14 protein-coding genes and 1 riboswitch are annotated in these 16,369 nt (G+C 71.4%); of the genes, 2 read left to right on the plus strand and 12 right to left on the minus strand.

Translation table 11 applies throughout. The features are described from left to right. Positions 1-3 precede the first annotated feature (3 nt). Positions 4-2,535 carry an ABC transporter permease gene (locus tag ACN9MM_RS15875; protein WP_426364238.1) on the plus strand — a complete coding sequence of 844 codons (2,532 nt, stop codon included), beginning with the start codon at positions 4-6 and terminating at the stop codon, positions 2,533-2,535. A 62-nt stretch (positions 2,536-2,597) separates the two neighbouring features. Here the strand turns inward: ACN9MM_RS15875 and ACN9MM_RS15880 are convergent, their stop codons facing one another. From ACN9MM_RS15880 to ACN9MM_RS15920, 9 genes are all read right to left on the minus strand, one after another. Continuing rightward, positions 2,598-3,890, minus strand: a complete 1,293-nt coding sequence (locus ACN9MM_RS15880) for a class I SAM-dependent methyltransferase (protein ID WP_426364239.1) — start codon at positions 3,888-3,890, stop codon at positions 2,598-2,600. A gap of 174 nt (positions 3,891-4,064) precedes the next feature. Further along, positions 4,065-5,450: an NAD(P)/FAD-dependent oxidoreductase gene (locus tag ACN9MM_RS15885; RefSeq protein WP_426364240.1), complete on the minus strand. Its 1,386-nt coding sequence runs from the start codon at positions 5,448-5,450 to the stop codon at positions 4,065-4,067. A 370-nt stretch (positions 5,451-5,820) separates the two neighbouring features. After that, the gene (locus ACN9MM_RS15890; protein ID WP_426364241.1) at positions 5,821-6,735 is read right to left on the minus strand and encodes an exopolyphosphatase; all 915 of its coding nucleotides are present in this window, start codon (positions 6,733-6,735) and stop codon (positions 5,821-5,823) included. After that, entirely contained in the window at positions 6,732-7,274 is a 543-nt protein-coding gene (locus ACN9MM_RS15895; RefSeq protein ID WP_382870484.1) for a DUF501 domain-containing protein, read from the minus strand. The genes ACN9MM_RS15890 and ACN9MM_RS15895 overlap by 4 nt, the downstream gene beginning before the upstream one ends. A 27-nt stretch (positions 7,275-7,301) precedes the next feature. Next, positions 7,302-7,772 (minus strand): FtsB family cell division protein, encoded by a 471-nt coding sequence (locus ACN9MM_RS15900; protein ID WP_382870486.1) that lies wholly within the window; start codon positions 7,770-7,772, stop codon positions 7,302-7,304. A gap of 114 nt (positions 7,773-7,886) precedes the next feature. Further along, positions 7,887-9,173 (minus strand): phosphopyruvate hydratase, encoded by a 1,287-nt coding sequence (eno, locus tag ACN9MM_RS15905; RefSeq protein WP_426364242.1) that lies wholly within the window; start codon positions 9,171-9,173, stop codon positions 7,887-7,889. Positions 9,174-9,527: 354 nt separating this feature from the next. After that, complete coding sequence (locus ACN9MM_RS15910) at positions 9,528-10,250, minus strand: transglycosylase family protein (RefSeq protein ID WP_426364243.1); 723 nt, start codon at positions 10,248-10,250, stop codon at positions 9,528-9,530. A 3-nt stretch (positions 10,251-10,253) separates the two neighbouring features. Then, a riboswitch (cyclic di-AMP (ydaO/yuaA leader) is annotated at positions 10,254-10,427 on the minus strand. A 258-nt stretch (positions 10,428-10,685) separates the two neighbouring features. Next, on the minus strand, positions 10,686-11,723 hold the full coding sequence (locus tag ACN9MM_RS15915) for a transglycosylase family protein (protein ID WP_426364244.1): 1,038 nt from the start codon (positions 11,721-11,723) through the stop codon (positions 10,686-10,688). Positions 11,724-11,817: 94 nt separating this feature from the next. Then, entirely contained in the window at positions 11,818-13,101 is a 1,284-nt protein-coding gene (locus ACN9MM_RS15920; RefSeq protein ID WP_426364245.1) for a cytochrome P450 family protein, read from the minus strand. 85 nt (positions 13,102-13,186) lie between these two features. Here ACN9MM_RS15920 and ACN9MM_RS15925 point away from each other — a divergent pair, with 85 nt between their 5' ends. Beyond that, the gene (locus ACN9MM_RS15925; protein ID WP_426364246.1) at positions 13,187-14,398 is read left to right on the plus strand and encodes a globin domain-containing protein; all 1,212 of its coding nucleotides are present in this window, start codon (positions 13,187-13,189) and stop codon (positions 14,396-14,398) included. A gap of 13 nt (positions 14,399-14,411) precedes the next feature. Here ACN9MM_RS15925 and ACN9MM_RS15930 read toward each other — a convergent pair whose 3' ends face one another. Genes ACN9MM_RS15930 through ACN9MM_RS15940 form a run of 3 tightly spaced genes read right to left on the minus strand, consistent with a single transcriptional unit; the run spans position 14,412 to position 16,361 of the window. After that, positions 14,412-14,732 carry a hypothetical protein gene (locus ACN9MM_RS15930; protein ID WP_426364247.1) on the minus strand — a complete coding sequence of 107 codons (321 nt, stop codon included), beginning with the start codon at positions 14,730-14,732 and terminating at the stop codon, positions 14,412-14,414. Beyond that, positions 14,729-15,691 carry a nucleoside triphosphate pyrophosphohydrolase gene (locus ACN9MM_RS15935; protein WP_426364248.1) on the minus strand — a complete coding sequence of 321 codons (963 nt, stop codon included), beginning with the start codon at positions 15,689-15,691 and terminating at the stop codon, positions 14,729-14,731. Before ACN9MM_RS15935 ends, ACN9MM_RS15930 begins: the two co-directional genes overlap by 4 nt. 19 nt (positions 15,692-15,710) lie before the next feature. Further along, on the minus strand, positions 15,711-16,361 hold the full coding sequence (locus ACN9MM_RS15940; protein ID WP_382870501.1) for a SurA N-terminal domain-containing protein: 651 nt from the start codon (positions 16,359-16,361) through the stop codon (positions 15,711-15,713). Positions 16,362-16,369 lie beyond the last annotated feature (8 nt).

The raw sequence follows: 16,369 nt of genomic DNA on the forward strand, positions 1-16,369 counted from the left end.
CCCATGTTCCGTACCGCCCTGCGCAACGTCCTCGCGCACAAGGCGAGACTGCTGATGACCGTCCTCGCCGTGATGCTCGGCGTGGCCTTCGTCTCCGGCACCCTCGTCTTCACCGACACCCTCGGCCAGGCCTTCCGCAACCAGTCGGCCAAGAGCTACGACGACGTCGCCGTCGCCGTCACGATGTACCCGAACCCCGAGGAGGCCCGGAAGACCCCCGGCCTCTCCCAGCAGGTCGTGGACAAGGTCGCGAAGCTGGACGGCGTCGCCTCCGTCACCCCCCGCGTCGACGGCTTCGCCGGTGTGCCCGACAAGAACGGCAAGCTGATCGGCAGCGGCTGGTCGAACAAGGGCACCAACTTCGCCCCCGGCAAGGACGGCAAGGACCGCGCGTACACCTTCGTCTCGGGCAACGGCCCGGCCCGGGCCGACCAGATCGCGCTCGACAGGGACACCGCCGACAAGGGCGGCTACAAGACCGGCGACAGCGTCCGCGTCGCCACCAACGGACCGGTGAAGGAGTACACCCTCTCCGGTGTCTTCACCACCGAGGACGGCGCCGTCAACGCCGGCGGCAGCCTGGTCGTCTTCGACGGCGCCGTCGCCCAGAAGCTCTACCTGAAGCCCGGCTTCTACCGGGACCTGGCCGTCACCGCCGCCCCCGGCGCGAGCGACGGCAAGCTCCTCGACGAGGTCCTGAAGGTCGTCCCGAAGTCGGCCACCGGGCAGACCGGCAAGGCCCTCGCCGACCAGCAGGCCAAGGACATCGAGGCGGGCCTCGGCGCCCTCAACCAGGTCCTCCTCGGCTTCGCCGGCATCGCGCTCTTCGTCGGGATCTTCCTGATCTCCAACACCTTCACCATGCTGGTCGCGCAGCGCACCAAGGAACTCGCGCTGATGCGCGCCGTCGGCGCCTCGCGCAAGCAGATCACCCGCTCCGTGCTCGCCGAGGCCGGTCTCGTCGGCCTGGTCGCCTCCTCCGTCGGCTACGCCCTCGGCATCGGACTCGCCGTCGGCCTCCGCTCGGCCATGAGCGCCTTCGACCTGAAGGTCCCGGCCGGCGGCCTGGTCCTCGAAGCCACCCCGGCCGTCGCCGCCTTCGGCGTCGGCGTCCTGATCACCATGCTCGCCGCCTGGCTGCCCGGCCGCCGCGCCGCGAAGATCCCGCCGGTCGCCGCCATGAGCAGCGTCCACGCCACCCAGAGCACCAAGTCGCTCGTCGTGCGGAACTCGATCGGTGCCGTGCTCACCGCGCTCGGTGTCGTCCTGATCGTGCTCGGCGCCGGCACGGGCGGCGACGACGGCCGCATGTTCATCGGGGGCGGCGCCTTCCTCACCCTCATCGGCGTCATCGTCCTGATCCCGATGCTGTCCCGGCCCGTGATCGCCCTGTTCCGCCCGCTGCTCGTCGGCGTCTTCGGGATCTCCGGCAAGCTCGCCTCCCTGAACGCGGTCCGCAACCCTCGCCGCACCGGCGCCACCGCCTCCGCGCTCGCCATCGGCCTGACCCTGGTCACCGGCCTCTCGGTGCTCGGCGCCACGGTCGGCTCGGCCATCGACAAGGCGACGACCGACCAGATCAAGGCCGACTACATGGTCTCCATGGCCAGCGGCAACGGTCTCAGCCAGGAGGCGCTGACCGCCCTGGAGAAGGCGCCGGGCGTCACCGCGGTCTCCCCGCAGCAGGCCGGTGCCTTCGAGCTGAAGGGCGACTACACCTCGGTCTCCGGTGTCACCCCCGGCGCCATCGAGAAGGTCCTCAAGCTGGACGTCGTGAAGGGCTCGCTGTCCTCCCTCGGCGGGAACACGATCGCCGTCGACGACAACGTCTCCACGAAGCGCGGCCTGAAGGTCGGCGACTCCGTCCCGGTCGAGTACCTCGACCGGCAGAAGGGCAGGCTGACCGTCGGCGCGGTCTACAAGGCCAACGAGTTCGTCTCGCCGGTCCTGGCCGACCACGAGCTGGTCACCGCGCACGAGGAGCAGGCGGACATCCGCCAGATCTTCGTGTCGACGGACGGCGGCGCGACCGCGGCGAACGAGCGGGCCCTGGCCAAGGCCATGGGCGACAATCCGGCGATCCAGGTGATGGACCACAAGGAGATCCGCGACACCTTCGGCGGCCCGATCAACATCCTGCTCAACATCATGTACGGCCTGCTCGGCATGGCCCTGATCATCGCCGTCCTCGGCGTCGTCAACACCCTCGCGATGTCCGTCTTCGAACGCCAGCAGGAGATCGGCATGATCCGGGCGATCGGTCTCGACCGGCGCCGGGTGAAGCGGATGGTCCGTCTGGAGGCCGTGGTCATCTCGGTGTTCGGCGCGGTCGTCGGCATCGGCCTGGGCTCGTTCCTCGGCTGGGCGCTCGGCGAGACCTTCAAGAGCAGCCTGCCGGGCTACGTCCTGGTCCTGCCCTGGGACCGGATCGGGCTCTTCCTGGTCCTGGCCGCCCTGGTCGGCGTCCTCGCCTCCCTGTGGCCGGCCCGCAGCGCGGCGAAGCTGAACATGCTCTCCGCCATCAAGGCCGAGTAGCCGCAGCCGTACGGAAGAAGAGGGCCGGCCCCCCGCACGGGGGGGGCCGGCCCTCTTTCGTGTCACTCCTGCCAGACGCGCGGCCGCAGCGCCGTGCCGCTCTTCCCCGACGCCGGGGTCCTCACCGCGAGGAACTGGTTCACGCCGATCCGGTTGCGCTCGAAGGAGACCGCCGAGGCCGCCATGTAGAGCCGCCAGATCCGGGCCCTGCCGGGCGAGGTGAGCCGCACCGCCCGGTCCCAGTCGCCCTCCAGGTTGGCCACCCAGCGGCGCAGCGTGAGCGCGTAGTGCTCGCGGATCGCCTCCACGTCCCGGACCTCGAAGCCGGCGTCCTCCAGGGTCGTCAGGGTGCGGCCCATCGGGGCGAGTTCGCCGTCGGGGAAGACGTACGCGTCGATGAAGGCGTCGACCTCGTAGGCCTCCTCGTGGGGCTCGGGGCGCCGGGAGATCTGGTGGTTCAGGAGCCGCCCGCCGGGCTTGAGGAGGCCGAACAGCGTGTCGGCGTACTCCCGGTACTTCACGGCGCCGACGTGCTCGGCCATGCCGATCGAGGAGATCGCGTCGTACGGGCCGTCCGTGACGTCCCGGTAGTCCTGGACGCGGATCTCGATCAGGTCCGTGAGGCCCTCCTCGGCGATCCTCTTGCGGGCGAAGGCCGCCTGCTCGCGGGAGAGGGTGACGCCGACGACCCTGGCGCCGTACGCGCGTGCCGCGTGGATGGCCATGGAGCCCCAGCCGCAGCCCACGTCGAGGAGCCGGTCGCCCTCCTTGAGGTTCAGCTTGCGGGCGATGAGGTCCAGCTTGTCGCGCTGGGCGTCCTCCAGGGTGCCGTGCTCGGTCCAGTACGCGCACGAGTAGACCATCGAGGGGCCGAGGACCAGCGCGTAGAAGTCGTTGCCCACGTCGTAGTGGTGACTGATCGCCTGCTTGTCGCGGCGCCTGCTGTGCCGGCTGCCGTGGCGTCCGCGCATCTCCTCGGCCGGGGGCTTCGGCGGCGGGAAGGGCCCGGCGATCCGCAGCAGGGCGCGGGCGGCGGCCCGCAGCCTGGGATCGCGTGCGGAGTCCAGCAGGCTCCTGGTCTCCCCGCCGCGCTCCCAGAGGAGGCCCGAGAGGCGGTCGAGGAGCTCGTAGAGGTCCCCCTCGACGTCGAGCTCGCCGGCCACCCAGGCGCGGGCCAGGCCCAGTTCGCCGGGCTTCCAGATCATCCTCCGCAGGGCCCGGCGGTCGCGGACGATCAGGACGGGGCCGCCCGTGGGGCCGGCCTCACTGCCGTCCCAGGCTCGCAGACGGACCGGGAGCGGTCCTCCGAGGAGTTCCTCGGCGAGAGTCGTCAGCCGCGACGCGGCGTCGGCCATGGTGCACACCTCCGTGATCTCGTGCCCCAGAAATGCTCGTCACCAAGGGAACACCGTCCGTAGGCGTTTCCAGTCCCGCCGCCGCGCAACAAGTCGGCAAAACACGCGAAGGGCCGTCCGCACCACGGATGGCGGACGGCCCTTTTACGGCCTTGCGTGTACTGCGGGTGGTGCTTAGGAGGCCTTCGCCTTCTCCTGCGCCGGGGCGGCCGGCGCCGGGGCGGGCTTGGCCGCCTCGTAGAACTCCTCGCGCGGCGTCTCCATGGCGCCGAGCGACACGACCTCGCGCTTGAGGAACATGCCGAGGGTCCAGTCGGCGAAGACGCGGATCTTGCGGTTGAAGGTCGGCATCGCCATCCCGTGGTAGCCACGGTGCATGTACCAGGCGAGACGGCCCTTGAGCTTGATCTTCACCTTGCCCATGACGATCATCGCGACGCCCTTGTGCAGACCGAGGCCCGCGACGGCGCCCTTGTTGGCGTGGCTGTAGTCCTTCTGCGGGAAGCCGCGCATGCCGGCCACCACGTTGTCGCCGAGGACCTTGGCCTGGCGCAGCGCGTGCTGGGCGTTCGGCGGGCACCAGGCGCGCTCGGCCGGGACGCCGGCCTTGATCGCGGCCAGGTCCGGGACCTGGGCGTTGTCGCCCGCGGCCCAGGCGTAGTCGAGGCCGTTGATCTGGAGCTTCTCGTTGCAGTCCACGTGGCCGCGGGGGCCGAGCGGCAGACCGAAGCGGGAGAGCGCCGGGTTCGGCTTCACGCCGGCGGTCCAGACGATCGTGTTGGAGTCGACCTCGAGGCCGTTCTTCAGCACGACGTGGCCGTCGACGCAGGAGTCCATGGAGGTCTCGAGGTAGATCTCGATCCCGCGGCTCTCCAGGTGCTCCTTGCCGTACTGGCCGAGCTTGGGGCCGACCTCGGGAAGGATCTTGTCGGCCGCGTCGACCAGGACGAAGCGCATGTCCTCGCGCGACACGTTCTGGTAGTACTTCGCGGCGTCGCGGGCCATGTCCTCGACCTCGCCGATGGTCTCGGCGCCGGCGAAGCCACCGCCGACGAAGACGAAGGTCAGCGCCTTGCGGCGGACCTCCTCGTCGGTGGTCGAGTCGGCCTTGTCGAGCTGCTCGAGGACGTGGTTGCGCAGGCCGATGGCCTCCTCGATGCCCTTCATGCCGATGCCCTGCTCGGCGAGACCGGGGATCGGGAAGGTGCGGGAGACCGCGCCCATGGCGATGACCAGGTAGTCGAACGGCAGCTCGTACGCCTCGCCGACGAGCGGCGCGATCGTGGCGACCTTGCGGTCCTGGTCGATGGTGGTGACCCGGCCGGTGAGCACCTCCGCTCCGCGCACGACGCGTCGCAGCGGGACGACGACGTGGCGCGGCGAGATGCTGCCGGCGGCGGCTTCGGGGAGGAAGGGCTGGTAGGTCATGTACGACCGCGGGTCGACGACCGTGACGGTCGCCTCCGCGTAGCGCATCTTCTTGAGGATGCGCCGAGCTGCGTACAGGCCTACGTACCCGCCGCCTACTACGAGGATCCTGGGACGCTCCGTGGTGCTCATGGGATCGAGTATCCACCCCTCCTCAGGGGGGTGCTCGTGCGCCCCTTCACAAGCTCTCTGGACACCTCTGCTACACTCCGCCGCCCACGTGATCCACATCATGGTCCTGCAAAGGAACCAGGGTGCACTGGCGAACGTTGTTCACCCCTCGTGAACTGGCCTGGAGAGCGCCCGTTAACGCTGAAGCGGAGCCCCGCTTCACACGATGGAAACATCGAGCGAATCGGCCTCCGCACCTGCGAAAGGGCCCTGCGGCGCCCCTCGGAAGGCCTAAAGACCCCCCTCGGGCGCCATCAGGGCCCTTTTCCTTGTGAAGAACTTCACGAACCTTTTCCGACAGGGTGTCGCCGGAGGGGTCGATAGCCGCCCGCTATGCCACGGATAGGGCGATCCCATCGAGGATGTCGTGCTCGCTGACGACGACCTCACGGGCTCCGACGCGCTCCACGATCTCCCGCAGGACCAGCGCCCCGGCGATGATCACGTCGACCCGGCCGGGGTGGATGACGGGGATCGCGGCCCGCTCGTCGTGGGTGGAGGCGAGGAGCCGCTCGGTCACCTCGGCGACCTGCGCGGCGGAGATCCGGGAGTGGTGGACCTTCTCGGAGTCGTACGCGGGGAGCCCGAGCGCGATGGCGGCGACCGTGGTCACCGAGCCGGCGAGCCCGACGAGGGTCTCGGCCGTGTCGATCGGCACGGTCCCGGCGGCCAGGTCGAGCGCACCGCGGACGTCGGCGCGGATCGCGGCGACCTCCTCGGCGGTCGGCGGGTCGTGGCGGACGTGTCGCTCGGTGAGCCGGACGCAGCCGATGTCGACGGAGCGGGCCGCCTCGACGTGCTTGTTGCCGACGACGAACTCGGTGGAGCCGCCGCCGATGTCCACGACCAGGCGGCGGTCGTCCCCGTGCAGCTCGCCGGTGGCGCCGGTGAAGGAGAACGCGGCCTCCTGGTCTCCGGTGATGACCTCGGGCTCGACGCCCAGGATCTCCACGACCCCGTCCACGAAGTCCTGGCGGTTCTCGGCGTCGCGGGAGGCGGAGGTGGCGACGAAGCGGACCCGCTCGGCGCCCAGCTCCTCGATGACCCGGGCGTACTCGCGGCAGGCCGCGAAGGTCCGCTCCAGGGCCTCGGGGGCGAGCCGTCCGGTCCTGTCGACGCCCTGCCCGAGCCGGACGATCGTCATCCGCCGGTCCAGCTCGACGAGGTCGCCCGTCTCCGGGTGGACGTCCGCGACGAGGAGGCGGATGGAGTTCGTACCGCAGTCGATTCCGGCGACCCGGGTCACTTCTCCTCGCCCTCCTTCTTCTCCGCGCACGGCGTCACGCACGGGCCCTTCGCCCACCACTCCGGCAGCATCGCGAGCGCCTCGTCGCCGAAGGGGTTCACGCCCGGGCCCGCCACGAGCGAGTGACCGACGAGGACGTGCAGGCACTTGACCCGGTCCGGCATGCCGCCGGCGCTGGGGAAGCCCTCCAGGACCTCGATGGCGTCACGGCGGGCGAGGTAGTCCTCGTGCGCGGCCCGGTAGGCGGCGGCGAGCTCCGGGTCGGTGGCGAGCCGGGCCTGCATCTCCTTCATGACCCCGTTGGCCTCCAGCGTGCCGATGGCCGAGGCCGCCCGCGGGCAGGTCAGGTAGTACGTGGTCGGGAACGGCGTGCCGTCGGGGAGCCGGGGCGCGGTCTCGACGACGTCCGGGTTGCCGCACGGGCAGCGGTGCGCGATGGCGCGCAGGCCGCGGGGCGGGCGGCCGAGCTGGAGCTCGAAGGCCGCGATGTCCGTCTCGGTCGGCTCGGTGCGTTCGGTCTGCGGAGGGGGCGTTTCCATGTCTGCCTTGTTCGTGTCGCGGAGGGGTCAGGGTCGGTCGGCGTGGTCGACGCCGTCCCAGAGGTTGTCGTACCAGGGGCGGTCGGCCGTGCCCTGGTCGGCGCGGGGCCGTTGCTCCGCGTCGGGGTCGTTCACGGTGAAGCCGGTCTCGCCGGGCAGCACGTAGTGCAGGTGCTCGCGGGCGAGGCGGCGGACGTAGGACGGGTCCTGGAGGCGCGCCTTCTCGTCCTTCAGTTCCTCGACCCGCCGGGCGGCCTCGGCGGCCCGGCGCTCCTGCTCGGCGATCTCGCCCTGCTGGGAGACGTAGCTCCGCATGGGATAGGCGAGGGCGACGACGAGGGAGCAGACCACGAGGGCGAGGAAGGCCGCGCGGCCGGTGAGCCGGGAGCGGCGGGCCTGGCGGCGGGTCTGGGAGCGGTAGACACGGGCGGCGGTCTGCTCTCCGAGCAGCCTGATCCGGGTCGCGGTCGAGAACCGGTCCCGGTCCTTCGCGGCCATGTCGTGTCGCCTCCCCTGTTCACGCGTACGTCCCCGCACACGGTACGGGACCGAGTGCGGGGACGTACGGATCAGAGCAGGTGTCAGCCCTTGATCAGCCCTTGCCCCTCTTCATCAGTTCGCAGTGCGAAACCGCGGGAACGCGCTGCGGCCGGCGTAGACCGCGGCGTCGTCGAGGATCTCCTCGATGCGCAGGAGCTGGTTGTACTTGGCGACGCGCTCGGAGCGGGCCGGGGCGCCGGTCTTGATCTGGCCGCAGTTGGTGGCGACGGCGAGGTCGGCGATGGTGACGTCCTCGGTCTCGCCGGAGCGGTGCGACATCATGCACTTGAAGCCGTTGCGCTGGGCGAGCTCGACGGCGTCGAGGGTCTCGGTCAGCGAACCGATCTGGTTGACCTTGACGAGCAGGGCGTTGGCGGTGCCCTCCTCGATGCCGCGGGCCAGGCGCTCCGGGTTGGTGACGAACAGGTCGTCGCCGACGAGCTGGACCTTGGCGCCGAGCTTGTCGGTGATGACCTTCCAGCCGGCCCAGTCGTCCTCGAACAGCGGGTCCTCGATGGAGACGAGCGGGTACGCGGAGACGAGCTCCTCGTAGTACTCGGTCATCTCGGCGGCCGAGCGGGACTTGCCCTCGAACTCGTACTTTCCGTCCTTGTAGAACTCGGACGCGGCGACGTCGAGCGCCAGCGCGATGTCCTTGCCCGGGACGTAGCCGGCCTGCTTGATGGCCTCCAGGATGAGGTCGAGCGCCTCACGGTTGGAGTCCAGGTTCGGGGCGAAGCCGCCCTCGTCGCCGAGGCCGGTGGAGAGGCCCTTGGTCTTCAGGACGGACTTGAGGGTGTGGTAGACCTCGGTGCCCCAGCGGAGGGCCTCGGAGAAGGACTCCGCGCCGATCGGGGCGATCATGAACTCCTGGATGTCGACGTTGGAGTCGGCGTGCGACCCACCGTTGAGGATGTTCATCATCGGAACGGGCAGCAGGTGCGCGTTCGGGCCGCCCAGGTAGCGGAAGAGCGGGAGGTCGCTGGCCTCGGAGGCGGCGTGCGCGACGGCGAGCGAGACGCCGAGGATGGCGTTGGCGCCGAGCGAGCCCTTGTTCTCCGTGGCGTCCAGGTCGAACATGGCCTGGTCGATCAGGCGCTGCTCGGTGGCGTCGTAGCCGACGAGCTCCGGGCCGATCTGCTCGATGACGGCGAGGACGGCCTTCTCGACACCCTTGCCCTGGTAGCGGTTGGGGTCACCGTCGCGAAGCTCGATGGCCTCGAACGCACCGGTGGAGGCGCCGGACGGAACAGCAGCACGGCCGGTGCTGCCGTCGTCGAGGCCGACCTCGACCTCGACCGTGGGGTTGCCTCGGGAGTCCAGGATTTCCCGGGCTACGACGACGTCGATGGACGGCACGAGCATCTCCTTCTGGGATGTGACGCTGGATGTGACGCAAGGTCGGTGCAGGGTCGCTTGGCCTTGCGACAAGAGCCTAACCGGCTCGGGGGCTCCCGCCCGCCGTGCGCCCGCCCCCTGGGACGAAAAAGGACCCAAGGGCACGCATCTCGGGACGAAGGGCCCCGGACCTACTGTGCGGTAACCCTCGGAACCCTCAGGCCCCCCGTAATGACTCGGAACCGTCAGCTTTCCCCGTATAAGGGGAAACCCCGGTCCGGCGCGCACGGGGGAAGGGCACGCCGGACCGGGGTGGTCACCGCGGGAGGGTCGTCGGGGCCGCGTGAGCCGCCGGACTCACGCGGGCCGCCGGGCTCACTTCAGGTGGAGCTGCTGACCCGGGTAGATGAGGTCGGCGTTCTCGACGACGCCCTTGTTCAGCTCGAAGAGCTTGGCCCAGCCGCCCTTGACGCCGTGCGCCTGGGCGATCTTGGAGAGGGTGTCGCCGGCCACGACCTTGTACTCGCCGTCACCCTTCTTGACCGTCTTGCCGGTGGGCGTGGTGACGGTCTTCTTGGCGGCGGCCTTCGGGGCCTGGCGCTGCTCGCTGCGGGTGGTCGGCTGCTCGGCGCGACGCTCCTGCTGCTTCGGGGCGGCCTGCTGCTTCGGAGCGGCCTGCTGCTGGGTCTGCTGCGGGGCGCTCTCGGCGGCACCGCCGTCGTAGGAAGCGCCCGAGAGGCCGACGCCGCAGCTCGGCCAGGCACCCTTGCCCTGGCCCGCGAGGACCTTCTCGGCGATGGCGATCTGCTGGGTCTTCGACGCCAGGTCGGCGCGCGCGGCGTAGGCGGTGCCACCGAACGCGGCCCAGGTGGAGTTGGTGAACTGCAGGCCGCCGTAGAAGCCGTTGCCGGTGTTGATGGCCCAGTTGCCACCGGACTCGCACTGGGCGACGGTGTCCCACTCGGCGGCCGTGGCGGCGGAGGCGGTGCCCGCGGTCAGCAGCGGGGCGGCGACGGCGACACCGGTGACGCCGACGAGCGTGGCGACCTGGGTGGCCTTGGAGGGACGACGGTGTTTGCCCTTGGCGGAAAACAGCATGGGAATTCTCCTCACCGACGCCTGTGAGGTGAGCTGTCGGGTTCGGGCCGGAAAGTTGCCCGGCCGCGTGTCCTTGCACGCGGCTTCACCCCAAGCCGATCGTCGGCCGTCTGTCTCAACGGCCGGGACCGGCACTTACCTTGGGTCCCCCACTCCTGCCTTCGGCGCTTGCGCGACGACTGTTCCCATCGGCCGACGGCAGGATTCGGCGTTTCGGTCGACGGGGCCCGCGGTGGCGAGCGGTGACGACCGTAGACACAGACCCACCGGAAGTTCAAAGAGGCCCATTGCGGAAAAATCGGCCCCGCTTGCCCTCCGGTGGGCGGCGTTTGTGCAGGTGAGAGGTGACGGGAGCAAAGTTTGCGGACGTGACACGCCAGTTGGGGCGAAGAGACCCATGTCTCACTTGCCCAGAACCGGACATAAGCCCGCGAACTAGCCTTCCGTCGCCGTCGAACCCACCGTCAGGTCAAGGCTCTGACCAGGCAGGATGAGGTCCGGATCGATACCCACCGTCTGCCGGTTGGCGTCGTAGAGGGCGGTCCAGCCTCCGGGGAGTTCGTTCTCCTGCACAATGCCGGACAGGCTGTCACCCGGCCGCACGGTGTACTCGCCCGAAGTGTCCTGACTGTCCGTTGCGTCCGAATTCTTCGTGTCGTCAGTCACCGGCGTGTCGTCGACCTTCCCCGCGGACTTCCCCGCGGACGCGTCCACGCCCGACGCGTGCCGACCCGATTCGGCCGAACTGTCCGGCTTGCCGGACTCCTCCGGGGCGGCCTCGCCCCGGTGCTTGCCCGTGCCGGGCGTGGCCGACGGCGCGTCACCCTCCGGCGACCCGGACGAATCCGGCGTACCGGGCGTAACGGATGCGTCGGGTGTGACCGGCGCCGCCGGGGTGGCGGGCGTGGCCGGGGAGGCGGAGGTCGCCGGAGTGGCCGGGGAGGCCGGCGTCACGGGGGCGGACGTGGCGGACCGGTCCGCCGTCCCCGTGGCGCCCGCGGGGGCGGCCGGGGTGCCCGCGGTGCGGTTGGACTCGGGGAGGGGCCCGCTGGGGGTCGTCGGGACGGCGGTCGGGCCGGGGTTCACCCCGGTGGCCTTCCCGTCGTTCTTCAGGCCGGCGATCGGCGCGCAGGTGGCCCACTCGTCGCTGCCCTTGGCAAGCGCCTTCTCGGCCACCGCGATCTGCTGGGCGCGGCTGGCGAGGTCGGGGCTGGGCGCGTACGCCAGGCCGCCGTTCCGCTCCCAGCTGGCCTGGGTGAACTGGAGGCCGCCGTACATCCCGTTGCCGAAGTTGGCGCTCCACTGGCCGCCGGACTCGCACTCGGCGACCCGGTCCCACGTGGCGGCGTCGGCCGCGGAGGCGGATCCCGTGGCGAGCAACGGCAGCGCCATGGCGGATCCGGTCACGCCGGCGGCGACGACGATGGCGGGAGCCTGACGGGGGCGACGGTGTCGTCCGTTCCCGGAACGCATAGGAGGGCCTTTCGCGTGACGGCTGAGACTGCCGGGAAACGTAGCGGCATTCGAACGTCCGTCACAAGTCGATCGCCCCGCGATCACGTGAAGATCACATTTCTGATGAACCGTCAGTGGTCAAGAGGGGTACGGAAGGGGAGAACTCCACCGGAAGCGTGCGCAAGCCCCGCATGATGAGCCCTCCGCGCCACCGCAGTTCGGCCGGATCGGCGGCAAGTCGCAGATCCGGCAGACGAGTCAGCAGGGTCGCGAGCGCCGCCTGTCCCTCCAGGCGGGCGAGCGGGGCGCCCAGGCAGTAGTGGATGCCGTGCCCGTACCCGAGGTGCTGGTTGTCGCGCCGCGCGAGGTCGAGGACGTCCGGCCCGTCGAACCGCTCCGGGTCCCGGTCGGCGGCGGCGAGCACCACGAGCACCGGGTCGCCCGCCGGGATCTCCTGCCCGCCGATGGTCAGCGCCCGCGTCGCGTACCGCCAGGTCGCCATCTCCACGGGCCCGTCGAACCGCAGCAGCTCCTCGACGCCGGTCTCCAGGAGCCCGGTCTCCCCTGCCGCGAGGGAGGCCTGGAGCAGCGCGCGCTGCTCGGGGTGCCGAAGAAGTGCGTAAAGTCCGTTCCCCACCAGATTCACGGTCGTCTCGAAGCCGGCGAAGAGCAGGATGAAGGCCATGGCGGCGGCCTCGTTCTCGGTGAGGTGCTCGCCGTGGTCGGAGGCCTTGATGAGCCCCGAGATCAGGTCGTCTCCCGGCTCCTCGCGCTTGCGGTGGATCAGTTCGGCGAGATAGCCGCGCATCTTCTTCACCGACCGCGCGACCCCGCCGCGCGGCCCGCCGCCGTGCCGGATCATCATCCCGGCCCAGTCCCGGAAGTCGTCCTGGTCCTCCGGCGGCACCCCGAGGAGGTCGCAGATCGCGTAGATCGGCAGCGGGAAGGCGAACTCGTGGATGAGGTCGGCGCTCCCCCTCTCCACGAAGGAGTCGATGAGCCGGTCCGTCAGCTCCTGCACGCGCGGCGCGAACTCGGCGACCCTGCGCGGGGTGAACGCCTTCGACACGAGCCGCCGCAGCCGGGTGTGGTCCGGCGGGTCGATGTTGAGCAGATGCGTCATCAGTTCGGCCTTGCGCTCGCCCGGGATGCCCGTCTTGCCCCTCGCGTGCGGGGACTCGTCGTGGTGCGCGGGGTTCTTGGAGAGCCTCTGGTCGGCCAGGGCCTGCCGGGCGTCCGCGTACCGGGTCACGAGCCAGGCCTCGACCCCGCTGGGCAGCGTCGTCCGGTGCACGGGCGCGTGCTCCCGCAGCCAGGCGTAGGCGGGGTACGGATCGCTCGCGAACTCCCAGGTGAAGAGCGTGGGGACGGGCTGAGGGGTGGGGGCGGTGCTCACGCCACGACCGTACAGGGCGGCCCCGGAGGAGCATTCACGGAGAAGCGTGATCAAACGGCGCGGCTCGTGCCCTAGATTCTTGTCGGTGGATCCCCAGCTGCTCAGAAGCACGTTCGCGGTCGTCGAGAGACGCGCCGAGCACGCCGTCACGTTCTTCTACTCGCACCTCTTCTGGAACAACCCGGGTGTGCGCGCGCTCTTCCCCGAGGACATGCTCCCGCAGCGGGACCGGCTCTTCGCCGCGCTCACCCATGTGGTGACCCACCTGGAGGACCCCCGGCTCGCGGGATACCTGGGGCGGCTGGGGCGCGACCACCGCAAGTTCCTCGCCTCCCCCGCGCTGTACGCGGCCGTCGGGCAGAGCCTGCTCGCCGCGTTCGCGCACGCCTCCGGTGCCGCGTGGACGATCGAGACGGAGAAGGCCTGGTCCGAGGCGTACGGCCAGGTCTCCGACCTGATGCTGGCGGGCGCCGACGAGGCGGCCGGGGCCGGGGAGCCCGCCTGGTGGGACGCGGACGTGGTCCGGCACGAGCGGTACGGCGACGACCTGGCCGTCCTCACCCTGCGCCCCCGGCAGCCCCTCCCGTACCTCCCCGGCCAGTACGTCAGCGTCAGCTCGCTGCGGGTCCCGCGCGTCTGGCGCACCTACTCCCTCGCGGATGCGCCCCGCGCCGACGGCACGGTGGAACTGCACGTGAGCCGGATCGCGGGCGGCGCGATGTCCACGGCGCTGGTCGACGAGACGGGCCCGGGCGAGGTGCTGCGGCTCAGCGCCCCCGGCGGCGGACTCACCGCGCGGACGCCGCCGGGCGGACTGCGCACCTATATATGCGGCGGTACGGGCTGGGCCCCCGTGCGGGCGCTGCTCGCGGAGGCCGCCGAGACCGAGCCGGAGATGGAGGGCCGGCTGTTCGTGGTGGCGCGTGCCAAGGAGTACCTGTACGGGCGGGAGGACGCCGAGCTCCTGAAGGAACGGCTCCCCGGGCTGAACGTCACCTACATCACGGCCGCGCCGCGGCAGCGCAGGGACCGGGCGACCGAGCGGCTGCTCCAGGCCCTGCGGGCCTGCGTCCACTGGTCCGCGCACGACGTGTACCTCGCCGGTCCGCCGGCCTTCGTGGCGGAGGTCTCCGAGGTCCTGGAGGAGCTGGGCGCCGACCCGGCGCGGATCCACCACGACACCCTGCCGTCCGTGGGCCGCTTCACCACCCGCCCGAACACCGCCGCCGAACGCCTCCTGGGCCCGCCGGCCCCGCTCTGGCACGACCCGGAGGCCCGCGCGCCGCGCGAGGCGTGAGCCCGTCGGTGCGTCAGCGCCGCGCGCGGCGCCGCCGCACGACCCGTACCAGCTCCACGGCGCCCAGCAGGGTGAACAGCGCCGCGCCGCACCGTATCCAGACCGGGTGCCCGTCGCTCACGGTCTCCCAGGCGAAGACCGCGACCATCATGGCCATCATGGCGGGCGGCATGTCGTCGGAGGACGACTTCCGCGCCGGCTTCTTCGAACCCCCCACCGCACCCGCGGCCGCCTCGGCCGGGTCCAGCGCGGTCCGGTCCGGCACACCCGCGGCCGCCTCGGCCGGGTCCGGCGCGTGCGCGCCCGGCTCGCTCACGGTCGGCGTGCCGCTCACGTCAGGCCCTCCGCCGAGCGGATCGCGTCCCGGTACGTCTTCGCCGCCGCCCGCAGCGCAGCCTCCGGGTCCACGCCGGAGGCCTCCGCGCGGGCCGCGAGGGCGAGCAGTTCGTACCCGATGCCCTCGCCCCCCGGGAGCTTCACGTCGAGGCCCGCCGTGCGGACCCGCCCCGCGAGCTTCGCGGCCAGCGCGAGGCCCGGCTGCCCGAGCGGCACGCCGTCCGTCACGGACTCCCGCTGCTTCTCCACGGCCTTGGTGCGCTGCCAGTGCGCCTGGACGTCCTCGGGCGTCTGGGCGGTCGCGTCCCCGAAGACGTGCGGGTGCCGGTGGATCAGCTTCTCGACGAGGGTCCCGGCGACGTCGTCCACGGAGAAGGGCTCCTCCGGGTCCTCCTCGGCGATCCGGGCGTGGAAGACGACCTGGAGCAGGACGTCCCCGAGCTCCTCGCGCAGCTCCCGCCGGTCGCCCTCCTCGATTGCCTCGACGAGCTCGTACGCCTCCTCGATGGCGTACTTGGCGAGCCCCCGGTGCGTCTGCAGCGAGGTCCAGGGGCACTCGCGGCGGACCCGGTCCATGATCTGCACGAGGTCGAGGAGGCGGGCGCCCGGCAGGTCGTACGAGCCGGGCAGCAGCTCCAGGTCGGGCATGGACACGCGGCCGGAGCCGGCGAGCCGGGCGAGGCCGTCGGTCAGCGCCCGGTCGCCCTCGCCGGAGGGCAGCAGGAGGACCGTGCGGCCCCCGGCGCAGGCCTCGACGAGCTCCTCGGCGGTGGGCCGGACGTGCTCGACGGAGACGCCGGCCTCCCGCAGGTACGGCAGCTGGGGGTGGTCCTCGTCGGGGCAGAGCACCCGGTCGGCGCCGTGCAGCGCCTGCCAGGCGGGCCAGGACAGGAGTCCGGGTGCCACGCGGTGGCTGGCGGTGAGCAGGACGATGCGGCCGGGGCTCTCAGATGTCACCCCTCGAACCTACCCGGACTCACGCCCCCGACGGGACGGCGGCCGGGTCCTGGCTGATCTGCCGGAGCCAGGGGCCGCCGGCGTAGCCGGTGTCGAGCCTCACCTGGGTGTCGTCCCAGCGGCCGTAGCGCGGGTTCACGTCGACGCCGAGGTCCTTGGAGGCGGCGGAGAAGACGTCCGTCAGCTTCTTCTGGCCCGCCGCGTCGTCGGAGACGCCCAGCTTCTCGGCGATCTTGTTCATGAGGACGTTGCGGCGGACGAAGTCGTCGATCTGGCCGGGCGCCACGCCCTGCTCCTGGAGGAGGACGGCCTTGAGCTGGTCCTCGCCGCCGGCCTGCTGGACGAAGGAGGCCCTGGTCTGCTGGAGCTCGGCGCGGGTGGCTTCGACGCCGTTGTCCCGGGCGACCTTGTCGACGACCCGGTCGAAGATCATGACGTTGAGCTTGCGGCGGCCGAGGTCGCCGGTGGCCGCGACCAGCTGGGCCGACTGGGGCGAGGCGGCCTGCGCGGACCGCACGTCCGCGACCTGTGCCTGGAGGCTGGAGACCTCGATCCGTTCGCCGCCGACGACGGCCGCCGCTCCTGGGTGGGCGTCACTGCCGCAGGCGGTGAGCAGGGGGGCCGCGGCGAGGAGCGCGGCGGACACGGTGAGCGCAGTGCGGCGGTGCAAAGGAGCCT

This window comes from Streptomyces sp. E-08 (assembly GCF_049913095.1).
Taxonomy (GTDB): Bacteria; Actinomycetota; Actinomycetes; order Streptomycetales; family Streptomycetaceae; genus Streptomyces.